Annotated in this window: 13 protein-coding genes and 2 pseudogenes; all 15 read left to right on the top strand. The window is 34.2% G+C overall.

Going from position 1 to position 13870, the window contains the following annotated elements:
• Positions 1–527: 527 nt before the first annotated feature.
• Positions 528–1139: a protein adenylyltransferase Fic gene (fic, locus tag IGI82_RS17110; RefSeq protein ID WP_271771879.1), complete on the top strand. Its 612-nt coding sequence runs from the start codon at positions 528–530 to the stop codon at positions 1137–1139.
• Between the two features lie 61 nt (positions 1140–1200).
• Positions 1201–1410, top strand: a pseudogene (locus IGI82_RS17105) (recombinase family protein); the annotation flags it as partial.
• Between the two features lie 713 nt (positions 1411–2123).
• On the top strand, positions 2124–2459 hold the full coding sequence (locus tag IGI82_RS17100) for a hypothetical protein (protein ID WP_325837041.1): 336 nt from the start codon (positions 2124–2126) through the stop codon (positions 2457–2459).
• A 264-nt stretch (positions 2460–2723) separates the two neighbouring features.
• The gene (locus IGI82_RS17095) at positions 2724–3242 is read left to right on the top strand and encodes a hypothetical protein (protein ID WP_236550365.1); all 519 of its coding nucleotides are present in this window, start codon (positions 2724–2726) and stop codon (positions 3240–3242) included.
• Positions 3243–3264: 22 nt separating this feature from the next.
• Positions 3265–3679 (top strand): annotated as a pseudogene (locus tag IGI82_RS17090) (family 1 glycosylhydrolase); the annotation flags it as partial.
• A 113-nt stretch (positions 3680–3792) separates the two neighbouring features.
• A complete protein-coding gene (locus tag IGI82_RS17085) occupies positions 3793–4593 on the top strand; it encodes a MurR/RpiR family transcriptional regulator (protein WP_087628140.1) in 801 nt (266 codons plus the stop codon).
• 119 nt (positions 4594–4712) lie between these two features.
• The gene (locus tag IGI82_RS17080) at positions 4713–5969 is read left to right on the top strand and encodes a PTS sugar transporter subunit IIC (protein ID WP_087628139.1); all 1257 of its coding nucleotides are present in this window, start codon (positions 4713–4715) and stop codon (positions 5967–5969) included.
• Between the two features lie 22 nt (positions 5970–5991).
• Complete coding sequence (locus IGI82_RS17075; RefSeq protein ID WP_438842552.1) at positions 5992–7440, top strand: glycoside hydrolase family 1 protein; 1449 nt, start codon at positions 5992–5994, stop codon at positions 7438–7440.
• Positions 7424–8047 (top strand): YitT family protein, encoded by a 624-nt coding sequence (locus tag IGI82_RS17070; protein ID WP_438842551.1) that lies wholly within the window; start codon positions 7424–7426, stop codon positions 8045–8047. The genes IGI82_RS17075 and IGI82_RS17070 overlap by 17 nt, the downstream gene beginning before the upstream one ends.
• A 97-nt stretch (positions 8048–8144) precedes the next feature.
• Positions 8145–8435: a PTS lactose/cellobiose transporter subunit IIA gene (locus IGI82_RS17065; RefSeq protein ID WP_271771892.1), complete on the top strand. Its 291-nt coding sequence runs from the start codon at positions 8145–8147 to the stop codon at positions 8433–8435.
• Between the two features lie 38 nt (positions 8436–8473).
• The gene (locus tag IGI82_RS17060) at positions 8474–8884 is read left to right on the top strand and encodes a dihydrodipicolinate synthase family protein (RefSeq protein WP_159161470.1); all 411 of its coding nucleotides are present in this window, start codon (positions 8474–8476) and stop codon (positions 8882–8884) included.
• Between the two features lie 207 nt (positions 8885–9091).
• On the top strand, positions 9092–9544 hold the full coding sequence (locus tag IGI82_RS17055) for a MarR family winged helix-turn-helix transcriptional regulator (RefSeq protein WP_128432556.1): 453 nt from the start codon (positions 9092–9094) through the stop codon (positions 9542–9544).
• Between the two features lie 13 nt (positions 9545–9557).
• Positions 9558–10076, top strand: a complete 519-nt coding sequence (locus IGI82_RS17050) for a GNAT family N-acetyltransferase (RefSeq protein ID WP_236550384.1) — start codon at positions 9558–9560, stop codon at positions 10074–10076.
• Positions 10077–10173: 97 nt separating this feature from the next.
• Positions 10174–10872 carry a B3/B4 domain-containing protein gene (locus tag IGI82_RS17045; protein WP_115232955.1) on the top strand — a complete coding sequence of 233 codons (699 nt, stop codon included), beginning with the start codon at positions 10174–10176 and terminating at the stop codon, positions 10870–10872.
• Between the two features lie 256 nt (positions 10873–11128).
• Positions 11129–13690 carry a cation-translocating P-type ATPase gene (locus IGI82_RS17040; RefSeq protein ID WP_115232954.1) on the top strand — a complete coding sequence of 854 codons (2562 nt, stop codon included), beginning with the start codon at positions 11129–11131 and terminating at the stop codon, positions 13688–13690.
• Positions 13691–13870: the final 180 nt, after the last annotated feature.

Here is a 13870-nt window from a genome sequence, read left to right as displayed (position 1 = left end):
TACAAAAAAGAATTGCTATTAAATTATCTAAAATCGGAAAGTCGAAAAAAGTTCTCAATCGTTGATTTAAAATAAAGGATTGATTATCTTCCAATCAAAGAGACAAGAATTGGGGGCGTCTCTTTTAATATGCTTATTTCCAATTTTTTTACGAGACCAACAGAGTATACGCTGTTGGTCTTTCTTCTGAATGAATTATATAAACCGTTCTTGGCGACCAGATATATTGTGAAAATTAGATTTCAAATAATAGAATGTGTATGATTAAATTGTTAAAAAGAGTGTCCAGAAATTAGTCATTTTCTGGACACTCTTTTTAGATACTATGATTGATATGCATTATTATATTTTCGTGTCCATAAACTCATAAATTATTCACTGCTCAATTAAAAATTAAATTTATGAGATTAATTACAAATCTTGAATGGTGACATAAACTTAATAGATTTTGATACACAAATAAATGCTCAGTATAATAGACTTGTGAGTAGTTTATAAACTAATGTCATTAAGTTGGGGGATTTTGCATGATTTTAGATAACAATTTGGGTTTAACCAATCAAGCTGCATTAGACAGGGCTGAAGAAAAACTAAGCAAGCAAAAAGCGAAAAAATTATACGATTCGGGGAAAATAAATGAAATCGAAGTGGGTACTTTTAAAGGCTTAGCTGAAATTCATGAATTTCTCTTTTCAGAGATTTATGATTTTGCTGGAAATATTCGAACGGTCAATATCGCAAAAGGAAATTTTCAATTTGCGCCGGTCATGTACTTGGAGCATTCTTTAAAACATATTGATCAGCTACCGCAAACTTCTTTTGAGGAGATTATCAAGAAATATGTAGAGATGAATATCGCTCACCCTTTTCGTGAAGGAAATGGTCGGACTACTAGAATTTGGCTGGCTCTCATTTTAAAAAAAGAATTGCAAAAGGTTGTAGATTGGAACTTGATCAATAAAGAAGATTACCTTTCGGCAATGGAGCGAAGTCCCATAAATGATTTAGAGATACGCTATCTAATTTCTAAGGCATTGACTGACAAAATTAATGATCGCGAGTTGTATATGAAAGGAATCGACGTCAGCTATTTCTATGAAGGTTTCTCCACATACACGATAGATGATTTGTTAGAGTAGGAGAGATACAAAATATGATTATGCATGTGTCTGAACCACTTTTTAAATTACGAAAGAGTAGATTCAACAACAACTTGTGAACGGTGTTGAGAAGGAGCATTTTTTCTGAAACATTTATAGGTATGATACGGGATTGTCCAACATTTAATCAGCTGATAGTTGGTCTGAAGCCTGAAGATGAAATCGTTGTTACAAAACTTGTTTGATTCCCCGTAATACACGAAAAGCATTAGAAGTTGTCAATTTTTTACTGGATAATAACCTCACGATTAATGAGTATACATACCTCTTAATGACAAATGAAATTTTCTACCTTTGCAGGAGTTTACTTTATTCCTAGTGCTGGACAAATTGCTTTGTCTGCGTCTGAAGCGATTGTATTAGGTGAAATTATGATCGATGTAAGCACCGAGCATATAAAACAATTAATGATGGGCTAAAGAATCCACAAAATAATGCTGCTAAAGCTCATGGTATTCCTAAAGGTTTACTAGATTCGAATAGTCGTATCAACTTTAGGAATTTTAACCAAAAAGTAAACGGGAAAAATGCTTTGCTTAACAAGATCCTAAAACAGGCTATGCTAAAGAAGATAACGTAGGACCAGGCGGAAGAAAGTGGAAAAATAAAAGATAAAACTGGAATAGGAAAGCTTCAACTACATGTAAGGACTAAACTTTCAATCTAACACATGGACCTTTCGATTAGTACGTTTCTCTATATGTCATTTTTAAACACTGTGATTGTTTTTATACATTTGCAATGTTATGATTAACTAGAACTAAATAAATATAGATATGTTTGAAACTAGGTAATTGTTCATACTGGCTGTGATTCTAATTTTGTTTTGGGTCATTTAGTCAGTGGAAAGATAAATGCTCAAGTTGCGGAAAGAATAGCAGCACATACCCTATAGAATGGTATGAATTAAATGCAGAATATTCCGACATTCCTTAAAACAATGAACAAGAGGAAGGTTTTTATATGAATTACAATTTGATTTATTATGGTAGAAAAGTTAGAAGATTTTTGCTATTTACTATTAAATTTATCGATGTTTTTTTGTTATATCTAGTGATTGGAAGGCAAACGTATTTAGCAATTAAAATTTTTTTGTTTATTGTACTCATATGGATAACAGGGGCTGCAGTTGTATTAATAAGAAGGAAAATCCTGTATGGAACAATAAATTATAGACCAAAAGAAGATGGGTATTTGCATCCAATTCATGACAGAAGAGAAAATATTATGTTGCTAGTATGTGTTATGTTATTAATCATGCAATTATATATTCTTTCTCTGCCATTACCTACTATATAAAATGCTAGTTTCCTATCTTCTGGCTCTCACCGTAATAGTAAATCCAACAAGGGAGTATTTTTTCTGAGAATGAAAGTTAGGCTAAAGAACATAAGAGAGAAAAATGAAAAATACTCAAAATTTGTACTTTTCCAATCGACAATAGTGACAGGGATAAAATACCCACAATTACATTACTGGGATTTTTTTTTAAAGATGTCAGATGAAGAGAAGTATATAGCAACTATACAAAATTTTATCAAAATAAAATTAGGAAGGTCCTAAATGAAAACAAAGCTTAGAGGATTAAAGCGCAGATGGAAACTAATGCTAAAAAACTTGGATAATATGGCTGAAACAATTGATTCTACTGACGATGAAATTTTTATTAAAGAATCCTTCCAAGATTTCAACAGAAAAATATCTTCCTCATATAAAATTGAGTTATTTGATAAGCTATTGCATATACTTACTACTAAACAAAAACAAGATGGTAAGCGATGTTATCTATTATGGTATCTTCCCAATGACATATTTGAATCTAGTATTTTAATTTTTAACGGATCTGTTGCATTAGAAAAGTTTATCAAAGAAAGATCCTCTAGTGCTATTGATAGTGGCGAGTATCGGTTGTTTTTAAATGAAGAGAACAATCCAGAAAATTATATAAGTGCTAGAGTGAAGGATGAAGAAATGTTATCCGCAATAGTGACAATTGAAGATGAGGAATATATATACAAAGTTCCTGTGATTTTAATCGCTAATGAAAAAATCATTTCTATGATAAAAATTGGACTGAGTTGAAAAGATTGTCATAATGATTTAAATCTCATTGCTCTCCCTGTATGATTGCTATCGAATCCCTTTGTTTATTGTAGAAAACGGCATGGGCGCAGCAGATGAAATCGATGAGAAGGGAGAAATCAATAATCAATTTAGCCCTAAAAGAAGGCGTTGAACTGATGGATCATAACTCATGGGGCTGCATTGATATCGTCAGTGCCTCGACTTCGCAAATGTGTGAACGTTATGGTTTTATCTATGTTGATGCTGATGATGAAGGAAATGGCACCTACGATCGGAAGAAAAAAAATCCTTTTTTTTTGTATCTTAACAGTGAGATTCGTGAAATTTGGAACGACAGATATAGTGTTGTTAGTAAAAATATTAAAAAATTATTGTCCAATACAAATCGAATTAATATAGTTTTTTCATTGGAAAATATGTTCAAACTGTTTTGATTTAACATGAATTCTATTAATTTTGAGCATATCCTATATGAACTTTAAATGGAGTTTAAAGAGGAAGGTTAATAGTGTTATAATATATATAAAATAAAAAAGGTGAACAAACAGTGGATAGAAAGAAAATATCGGATAATCTCTATATTAGATTAGTGGATTTTATTTATAAGTGTGACAAATTAAGTACAGATTTCTATATTGCAAAATTTTTACTTGATAATTTAGATAAATTTCCTGATTTAACTAGCCAAGAAGTTGCTATGAATGCCTTTACCTCCAAGGGATCAGTTACAAAGTTCTGTAAAAAACTCGGTTACGAAAGTTTTTTCGACCTTAGGCATGATCAAGAAAAACTATCTAAAGAAGCTCATCTATTCCATGAAATCCAATCAGACAATCCACAAAAGAGTATTCAAAATTTCATCCAAAATTCTTATCAACTAGATTTAAAAATTTTTTCGATGTTTGATTACCATCAAATTATAAGAATAGCCAGCTTGATTCAATCAGCAAATTCAGTAGCACTGATTTCACCCGCATTTACTTTTGAATCTGTAAACTTATTGAAAGAAGTCCTCCATAGTAGTGGTTACAGAGTTTTTTTATTAAATAGATCCACACCTGTAGGGACTTTATTGGATATGGCTGATGAAGCTGATTTATCAATATTTATCTCTATGACAGGACAATGGATGGATAGAGAAAAAGTAGAACAGCTAGAGCGAATTAAAGATAAATCTGTTTTGATCACTACTAATCTGAACGAACGGACTCACTCACATAAAGACTCTTTCAAAGAGCTAGTAATTCTTGACAAAACATCTTTTTCATCTTCTAATTTTATTTCGACTAAATTATATACAAACTATTTTGTAGCGTTGCTCTATTATCTTGATATCAATGAATTATGACCTTCTTGACAGAAGGTTTTTTTGTATCCAAATTTGGAAACTTTACACCGTTGAAATCGATTTCTTTTGCTTAGTATAATCTACTTGTAGCTACAAACTTTAAGAGATGGGGAAAAATAATGAATAATGCTATGAGTTTCATTGAAGAGAGATTGATGCCTCCAATGGTTAAATTGGCTAATCAACGACATTTAAAAGCAGTGAGAGATGGATTAATTGCCACAATTCCATTAACTGTTATAGGCTCAATTTTTTTATTAGTTGCAAGTTTGCCATGGCCGAAAAGTTATGTGGATTTTCTTGCAGATAATCCTGATTTAGTCTCCCAATTGAAGATTCCATTTAGAATGAGTGTAGGGCTGCTTTCTGTATATGCTTCTTTCTCAATTGGGAAGCGATTAGCGGAAAGCTATAGATTAGATGGCCTTTCTGGAGGAATTGCTGCATTTTTTACATTTTTAGTTACTTTGGATTTTACATCTTTTGATGAAGGGACATTTCTATCAACTAAGTATCTTGGCGGAGAAGGTATGTTCACAGCAATCATTACAGCAATCGTTGCTATTGAAGTTATGAGGTTATGTAAGAAATATAATGTTGGGATTAAAATGCCGGAAGAAGTGCCGTCTAATGTTATGCAAAGCTTTTCTTCCATGATTCCAATTTTTTTATCGATAGGATTTGTGTGGTTTGTTGTTCACTTCTTAGGATTTGATATTAATGACTTGATTAGTAAAATTGTCTCACCTTTGTTAAGTGTGGGATCAAATACGATCTGGGCACCTTTAGTATTTGTTTTTCTAACCTGTTTAATGTGGTTATTCGGAATGCATCCCAATGTATTGTCAGCAATTATGACTCCTATATGGATTATGAATGCTGAAGCAAATATGTTGGCAGTTCAAGCTGGTGAAGCTATACCCAATATTGGTGTTAAACCGTTTATCTTTACGTTTATTTGGATAGGTGGAGGAGGAGGAACTTTGGCATTGTGCACATTAATGTGTTTCTCAAAAGCACCTTATCTTAAAAAATTGGGGCGGCTCTCAATTCTACCTGGATTTTTTAACATAAATGAACCATTGCTATTTGGTCTTCCAATTGTATTAAATCCAGCATTAGCTATTCCATTTTTTATAGCACCAATAATTACCGTTCTTGTGACATACCTAGCTTTTTCAACAGGGATTATCCCTGGTATGGCCTATCCTCTAGCAGTAGAATGGACTGTTCCGTCTATATTCGGATCGGTTATTCTTACCACGAGTCTGAAGGCTTTAGTTTTAGTGATAATTAATTTTCTAATCAGTTTAGGCATTTATTATCCTTTCTTTAAGGCATATGAGTCTAAATTAATAAAAGAATCAATGGATTAGGTATATTTGAAAGGAGAAAATTATGAATAAGAATAGTACTGTATTTCCAAAGGATTTTTTATGGGGCGGTGCGATTGCTGCCAATCAAGCAGAAGGGGCTTGGAATAAAGACGGTAAAGGATGGAGTATTGCTGATATTAACCGTTTTGAAGCTGATATTCCATTAGATCAAAAATATAATGAAGAAATAACATCTGAGTATGTGACATTTGCAATGAAGGATACAAAAGGAATCTATCCTAAAAGAGAAGCTATTGATTTCTATCATACGTATAAAGATGATCTGAAATTAATGAAAGAATTAGGACTAAAAACATTTCGTACTTCCATTAGCTGGGCTAGGGTATTTCCTAATGGAGATGATAGCACACCAAATGAAAAAGCCTTGCAATTTTATGATGATTTAATTGATGAGATCATAAAAAATGATATGGAACCAATGATTACCTTATCGCATTATGAAATGCCATTAAATTTAACTACTAATTATACTGGTTGGTATAGTAGAGAACTCATTGCCTTTTTTGTAAAATTTTGTGAGACATGTTTTGATCGTTATAAAAATAAAGTCAAATATTGGATTATTGTAAATCAGATTAACTTAATCGTTCATGAATCTTTTAATCACTTAGGAATAGCAGAGGATAAGGTGAATAATCTGGAAGAAGCGAAATATCAAGGTGTTCATAATGAAATGGTTGCATGTGGGCAAGCAACTGAAATTGCTAAGAAAATTAATCCGGATTTTCAAATTGGAATGATGCTATGTCATCAACTAGCTTATTCTGAAACTTGTAAACCAGAAGATGTTTTGGCAACTTTAAAAAGAAATCAAATGGAGTATTTCTTTGGAGACATTCTCTTACGAGGTGAATACCCTGGATATGCGTTTCGTTTTTTTGATGAAAAAGGATTTAATATTGAGATCACAGAACAAGATAAGAAAGATTTAAAAAATACAGCTGATTTCATGTCTTTTTCTTATTATTATTCTAAAATCACCAATGCAGAAACATATATGAATAAGAAATCAGCATTTAGAAATCCTAACCTTAAAGAAAGTGATTGGGGATGGAGTTTTGATCCAATTGGGTTGAGAATTGCGCTTAATGAGTATTGGGATAGATGGAAGAAACCGATTTATATCACTGAGAATGGTGTTGGTGCATTTGATAAATTAGAATCTGGTAAAATACATGATCCCTACAGAGTACAGTTTTACAAAGATCATTTGATTCAAGTAGAAGAAGCAATAAAAGATGGTGTTGATGTAAAAGGGTTTTATGCATGGGGGCCAATAGACATTGTTAGTTGCTCTTCCTCTGAGATGGAAAAAAGATACGGTTTTGTTTATGTCGATTACGATAACTATGGTAATGGTTCAGGACAACGTATAAAAAAAGACAGCTTTGAATGGTATCAAAAAGCTATTGCAACAAACGGAATCTCTCTGCATGAAGAAAAAAATTAGTAGAAATACTTGGGGCATATTTTCTTTAATTATTTTAGGCGTTAGCATTATAGCGATTGCTTATAATTCTTTTCTAAACCCTGCACAAATAAATTCAGGAAGTGTCGCTGGTTTAGCAACTGTTTTAAATGAATTCATGACGATTAAGGTAGGCTACATTATTTTTCTAGCTAATGTTCCTGTACTTGTTTGGTGTTACGTATATTTTGGACTATCAGTTTCGATTAGAACACTCTTAGGAGGATTATTACAACCTGCTTTAGTCTTAGCTTTTGAAGGCATACCTGTGTCACCATTCGATAATTTTGTAAATGCTGTTTTGGGAGGAACTTTAACTGGAGTTGGTGTCAGTATACTATATTATGCAAATGCTTCTACAGGTGGATCTGCAGCAATCGCTTTAATCATAAGCCATATGAAGAGACTAAACAAAGGATTTATCTTGTTTCTTATAGATGGGAGCATTGTTTTGAGTAGTCTAATAGTATTTCCTGGTGAAAAAGTTTTATATTCTTTTTTAAGTGTATTTTGTTTAACCTGCACAGTTACTATTATTCAAAAACTTTATGAAAGGTTAGCTCTTTCTACTTGTACGACTTTAGAGTAATGATAATATAACTTAATTTCTGTTATCTGTGATACGATCTAGTAAATAATCTAGGAACGAAAGAGGAAGCGAAACGGATAATAATTTGGAAGTAATCATGGGATTGATCGTCAATGCCGGTGATGCAAAGAGTCACGCTATGGAAGCGATTCGGGAAGCAAAAACAGGGAATATTGAAGAAGCTTACCAGAAAATTCGGAATGCTGATAAAGCTTTGGTGGAAGCCCATCATTCACAGACTAGTTTGTTATCTGAAGAAGCCAGAGGTAACCACATAGAAATTTCTCTTTTGATGGTTCATAGTCAAGATCACTTAATGACTGCAATTGCGTTTAAAGATTTGGCAAAAGAGATTATTGATTTATATAAGTCAATTTCAAAAATATGAATATTTTATGAGGTGGTTTACGCCACCTCTATTTTTGTATTGGGCAGCAGAATTTTATTGAAGTAGCGGCTTCTTCAACTAAGAAACCTATTATTTTATACAATAACCCTAAGCGCACTGGAATTGATTGCAGCCCTGTAGTCATTAATGAAGTCCTCAAAATTCATAATATAATAGGAATAAAAGAAGCTGGAGATCATAATAAAATAAAAGAATCTGTCTTCCCTCAAGGAAAAGAAATATATCTTTATTCTGATGGAGAAGAGGATTTAAACAAAAAAATCGAATTAGGCTTTACACGTCTTTCCACCGTATGGGGAAATATTTATCCTTTAGAGGTCAAGAATTGGTTTAATAATCTGCTAAATAGAGAAAATAAATCCTTTGAATATGATGAGCAATTAAATGACCTTCTATCAAAGAGTCCTATTCAGCAATTGAAAAAATAAATATCAAGAACAAAGAATATTGATATGGGGGTTGCAAGAAAACCATTGGGTATGCTTGAGTGATAGTAAGACATAATTATTTTAGAAACCAAATTTTATTTGGTCTTTTTTATTTAAGAATAGGGTGATAAAATAAACATAGCCCATTATTGTTGCATATGCAACAATAATGGGCTATTATAGTGCTAGATAGGGAGGGGATAGTTCGTGGAGGATATACTTCGTGAGATAGGTTCGATCAGTAGAATGTTGGAATCAATTGCTAATATTGAATTTAAAGAGGTTCAACTCAGTAAAGGGCAATACATTTACTTAGTTCGTATATTTGAAAATGAAGGAATTATTCCTGAACGATTAGCCGAACGGATCAAAGTTGATCGCACGACTTTGTCTCGGGCGGTAAAAAAGTTAGAGGAAAATGGTTTTATCCTAAAAGAGTCAGATAAAGAAAATAAAAAAATCAAACACTTATACACAACTTCCAAAGGAAAACAGGCAGTTCAATTAATCATAAGAGAAAATAACTATTCAAATAAAGTAGCGATTCAACAGTTATCTGCTTTAGAAAGAAAAAATCTTGCGGAAATGCTGGCAAAAATAAAATCTTCGGTAGAAGTTGATTGGGTCAACGTCAAGAATGGGATCAAAAGAGACTATTGAAGGGAGAAGGCAGATGGAAAGCTTACACTTGGTTGAATGCACAGAACGTGACGTTGATATTCTGAAACAGGTAAGTATTGAAACGTTTACGGATACATTTAAAAATCAAAATGAAGAAGAAAATTTGATGGACTACATCAATTCAAGCTATACAACAGAAAAGTTAAGGGAAGAGATCACTGAGGATGAAAGCCATTTTTATTTGATAGAAAAATCGGAAGAAATCATTGGCTATTTAAAGCTAAACGTGGGCAATGCTCAAACAGAAAGCATGAAAGAGAACGCTATGGAAGTTGAGCGGATTTACATTCGATCGAAATTCCAAAGAAGCGGGTATGGAAAATACCTCATCCAGTTAGCTGAATCTATAGGAAAAAAATGGAACAAATCATACATATGGTTAGGTGTGTGGGAAAAGAACTTCAACGCACGTTCTTTTTACGAGCACATGGGCTTTCACAAAGTAGGGCAACATTCATTCTACATGGGAAAAGAAGCACAGGTAGATGATATTTTGTTAAAAAGGATATAGCTCGGCTGGCTGCTGAAAAAACAGAGAGCCTGAAAAATAAAGGACATGAATTTGTTCAAATAAACTAAATAGGAGTGTAGAGAAAGTGAAGAAAATAATGATCGATCAAGAATTTTGGGCACTATTTCCAGAAGCACAAGTCAACTGCCTTGTTGTAAAAAATATAAACAATGTTGCCGATGCTGCACACGAAACGTTTTTTACTGACTTGCTAAAAAATAGTAAAGAACAAGCAAAGCGTTACTTAACGACCGACACCTTCAGTGAAAACCAGGTGATCCAAGAATGGCGAAGTGCTTTTCAGCAATTTAAAACGAAAAAAGGGGTACGCTCTTCCATCGAAGCACTGTTGAAGCGGGTGAATCAAGACAGAGAATTTTCTCCCATCAATCCTTTAGTAGATATCTATAATAGTATTTCCTTGAAATATGGTGTCCCTTTAGGCGGAGAAGACCTCGATACAATCGTTGGCGACCTTCATTTAGGCGTTGCAAAAGGCGGCGAATCTTTCTTTCCCTTAGGTGCAGATACTGATTCCCCGGCTTTGGAAAATGAAGTCATTTACTATGATGAGAAAGGTGCAATTTGTCGATGCTTGAATTGGCGGGAAGCCCAACGTACGATGCTAACAGAAGAGACCACTCATGCTGTTTTATTCATCGAGTCGATCAATGAAACGCAACGGGCTCGTGCAAATGAAGCAATCAAAGAGTTAAGTCTGTTGATTCAAGAATATTTTAACGTAACAGGTAATGATTATTTGCTAAGTAAAGAAAGTCCTGAAATCATTTTGTAGAGGGAAGCTTCTTGTCTCTAGGATCAGGATGTGCACCTACTTTTTCTCGATTTTGCATACGATTCTCTCATTTTGATTACTCGGTCATCGTGAAAATCTTGACCCAAATACTCGGATGTGCAATAATTAGGTGGAATTTAAATAATGACATTAGATTTGTTCGCCGGAATAAATCTTATTGAAGTCAGAAAAACTAACCTTAGGCTTTTATGGTTAGTTTGTCTGACTTCTTTTTTGTTTTAGGAGGTATAGGCAGATGTTAAAAGAACAATTGAAAGAATACGGAAAGGGCCCTAACCAGTCGGGACTTTCCAGTAAAGAAGCAGAAATGAAGCTAGAAAAATATGGATTTAATTCCATAGAAAGCAAAGATGAGAAGCACTTTTATGACTATTTGAAAGAGTCGATGAAGGATATTACCATCTTGATTTTAATCGTTGCAACGCTCTTATCTTATTATGTTGCTTTTCAAAACCATCCGGATGATTTTACGGAACCGATAGTCATCTTTTCAATTGTCATTCTTAATCTATATTTGTCGATTCGACAGCAAAAAAATGCGGAAAAATCAATGAGTGAATTAAATAAGATGAGTGTTCCCGTAAGTAAAGTATTCAGAGATGGGGTGTTAAAAGAGATTGAAAGTTTGAACATTGTTCCTGGTGATATTGTTCAGTTGGCGTTAGGGGACCGTATTCCAGCAGATGCTAAGCTTTTAACGAGTAGTAATTTCTTTGTTGATGAATCGTTTCTAACTGGTGAAAGTGAACCAAGTGAAAAAGATCCCACCTATATTTCTTCTAGTGAAGATTCTTTAGGGGACAAAAAAGACTTGGTTTTTTCTGGCTCATTGGTCGTCACAGGAAAAGCAAACGTTCGAGTGGAAAAGACAGGAATGAATACGGAAATTGGTAAAATATCGAGCTTATTAAGCAAGGAAGAAACAACCGTAGCACCTCTACAAATAAAAATGCAAAAACTTGGGAAAGTTCTAGGACTAATCGCTATTCTCTCTGGCTTTCTAGCGATTGCTATAGGAATCAGCAAAGGATTGTCTTTAGAGACCAGTATCATGACCGCAATATCCATGGCTGTTGCTGCTATTCCAGAGGTTTTGCCAGTCGTAGTAACAATCTCTCTAGCAGTTGGGATGAGGAATATGGCACTGAAGAAAACCATCGTTAGGACTCCTTCAACAGTGGAAACCGTTGGAGGTGTTTCAATCATCTGCTCAGATAAAACTGGAACGATTACGGAAAATAAGATGATCGTGAAAGAAGTTATTATCATGAAGGATAGACTGACTTCCTGCTTAGAAATAACAGAAGAGAAGGATAAAAATCTCTTATTTCTCTTCTATCTTGCTAGTTCGATGGAAGAAAATACAACAGTAACTAGTAATCCAACAGAGTTGGCGATCAGAAAAAAACTGGCATCGCTCTTCACTAAAGAGGAACTAGGTAAAGTCGCTTCAACCTTTGAACAGATTCATGAAGTTCCTTTTGATTCAAAACGAAAAAGAATGACTGTCTTATATAAAGTAAACAACCAATATGTTTCTGTCACAAAAGGGGCTTTTGATCGCTTGGATCTCATTGATGCGAACAACCCCACCTACGTGAGCAAGCATGATGAGTTGGCCAATCAAGCCTATCGTGTTTTGGGCGTTGCTTATAAAAGATACGATGAAAGACCTACACGTCTTACTGAAGAAATTCTTGAAAGTCAGTTAGAATTTGCAGGATTTGTTGGGATTATCGACCCAGCTCGGCCCGAAAGCTATCCGGCTGTTTCTATTGCAAAACAAGCAGGGATTCAAACCGTAATGATCACAGGGGACCACTTACTGACAGCAAAAAAAATCGCAGAGGATGTAGGAATTCTCACCGATGGAAAGAAAGCAATGACCGGAGCGGATTTACATGAAATGAGCGATGAAAAACTAGCCCGTGTGATTGATGACTATCGAGTCTTTGCCCGTACTTCCCCAGAAGATAAAATTCGAATCGTAAAAGCATTCCAAAAAAATGATGAGATTGTCGCCATGACTGGCGATGGTGTCAATGATGCACCTGCATTAAAAGCAGCTGATGTAGGGATCGCAATGGGAGGAGGCACAGAAGTAGCAAAGGAAGCCTCTGATATGGTTTTAGTAGACGATAATTTTGCGACGATTGTGCAGGCGGTTGAAGAAGGACGACGGGTATACAGCAATATCAGAAAATCATTATACGCGATGCTTGGTTGCAATATTTCTGCACTGACGATCGTTTTAATTTCCTTGCTCGTTGGGTGGGGAGCACCTGTTACAGCGGTTCAATTGTTAATCATAAAAGTAGTTGCAGATGGAATCCCAGGAATGAGTCTTAGCATTGAACCAGTCGATAAAAAAGCAATGAAGGAAGCCCCTGTCACTAAATACACGAGCATTTTTGCGCAAGGATTATTGGTAAGAATTGTAGAAATCTCAATTGTTTTTACAGTCGTCACATTAGGCGCGATTCTAATTGGACGTCTAGAATCGATAGAGGTTTCGCAGACAATGACATTTATTGTATTGGGATTATCAACTATTGTGCATATGTTTAATTGTAGAAGTAAAGAATCTATCCTGAAGCTGCGTTTTTTGAGCAATCCGTTGTTAGTAATGACAACCTTCATAGGTGCATTGATCATTATCTTGTTAGTAACGATTCCATTCACGCAAACCATTTTTGGCTTTGTCTCTCTTCGTGCAGTTGACTGGCTATGGGTAATCGGATTATCCATTTTTTCTTTAGTGTATATTGAAGTGAAAAAATACTTTGGTTTCTTCTAATAAGAATGATAGATAGAAAATCTTCTATTAACAAATTTTCTTGAGAAATGATGGAGGGCAAAAACTGGGAAGTTTTTGCTTCTCCTTTAATTATTTACAGATACTTATGATTTCTGGTTTGATAGTATTTAGAAGATATTAGAATGCACAGCAACTATTGTTGTAAGGAAGGATTCGGTA

It is taken from the genome of Enterococcus sp. AZ067, assembly GCF_051715005.1.
Taxonomy (GTDB): Bacteria; Bacillota; Bacilli; order Lactobacillales; family Enterococcaceae; genus Enterococcus_D; species Enterococcus_D casseliflavus.
The sequence above is the reverse complement of the archived record's forward strand: the minus strand, read 5'-3'. Positions and strand labels throughout refer to the sequence as shown.

Coding starts and splice junctions, on each gene's coding strand:
- fic (WP_271771879.1), top strand. CDS start 528: ATGATTTTAGATAACAATTTGGGTTTAACCAATCAAGCTGCATTAGAC.
- IGI82_RS17100 (WP_325837041.1), top strand. CDS start 2,124: ATGAATTACAATTTGATTTATTATGGTAGAAAAGTTAGAAGATTTTTG.
- IGI82_RS17095 (WP_236550365.1), top strand. CDS start 2,724: ATGAAAACAAAGCTTAGAGGATTAAAGCGCAGATGGAAACTAATGCTA.
- IGI82_RS17080 (WP_087628139.1), top strand. CDS start 4,713: ATGAATAATGCTATGAGTTTCATTGAAGAGAGATTGATGCCTCCAATG.
- IGI82_RS17075 (WP_438842552.1), top strand. CDS start 5,992: ATGAATAAGAATAGTACTGTATTTCCAAAGGATTTTTTATGGGGCGGT.
- IGI82_RS17070 (WP_438842551.1), top strand. CDS start 7,424: ATGAAGAAAAAAATTAGTAGAAATACTTGGGGCATATTTTCTTTAATT.
- IGI82_RS17065 (WP_271771892.1), top strand. CDS start 8,145: ATGGGATTGATCGTCAATGCCGGTGATGCAAAGAGTCACGCTATGGAA.
- IGI82_RS17050 (WP_236550384.1), top strand. CDS start 9,558: ATGGAAAGCTTACACTTGGTTGAATGCACAGAACGTGACGTTGATATT.
- IGI82_RS17045 (WP_115232955.1), top strand. CDS start 10,174: ATGATCGATCAAGAATTTTGGGCACTATTTCCAGAAGCACAAGTCAAC.
- IGI82_RS17040 (WP_115232954.1), top strand. CDS start 11,129: ATGTTAAAAGAACAATTGAAAGAATACGGAAAGGGCCCTAACCAGTCG.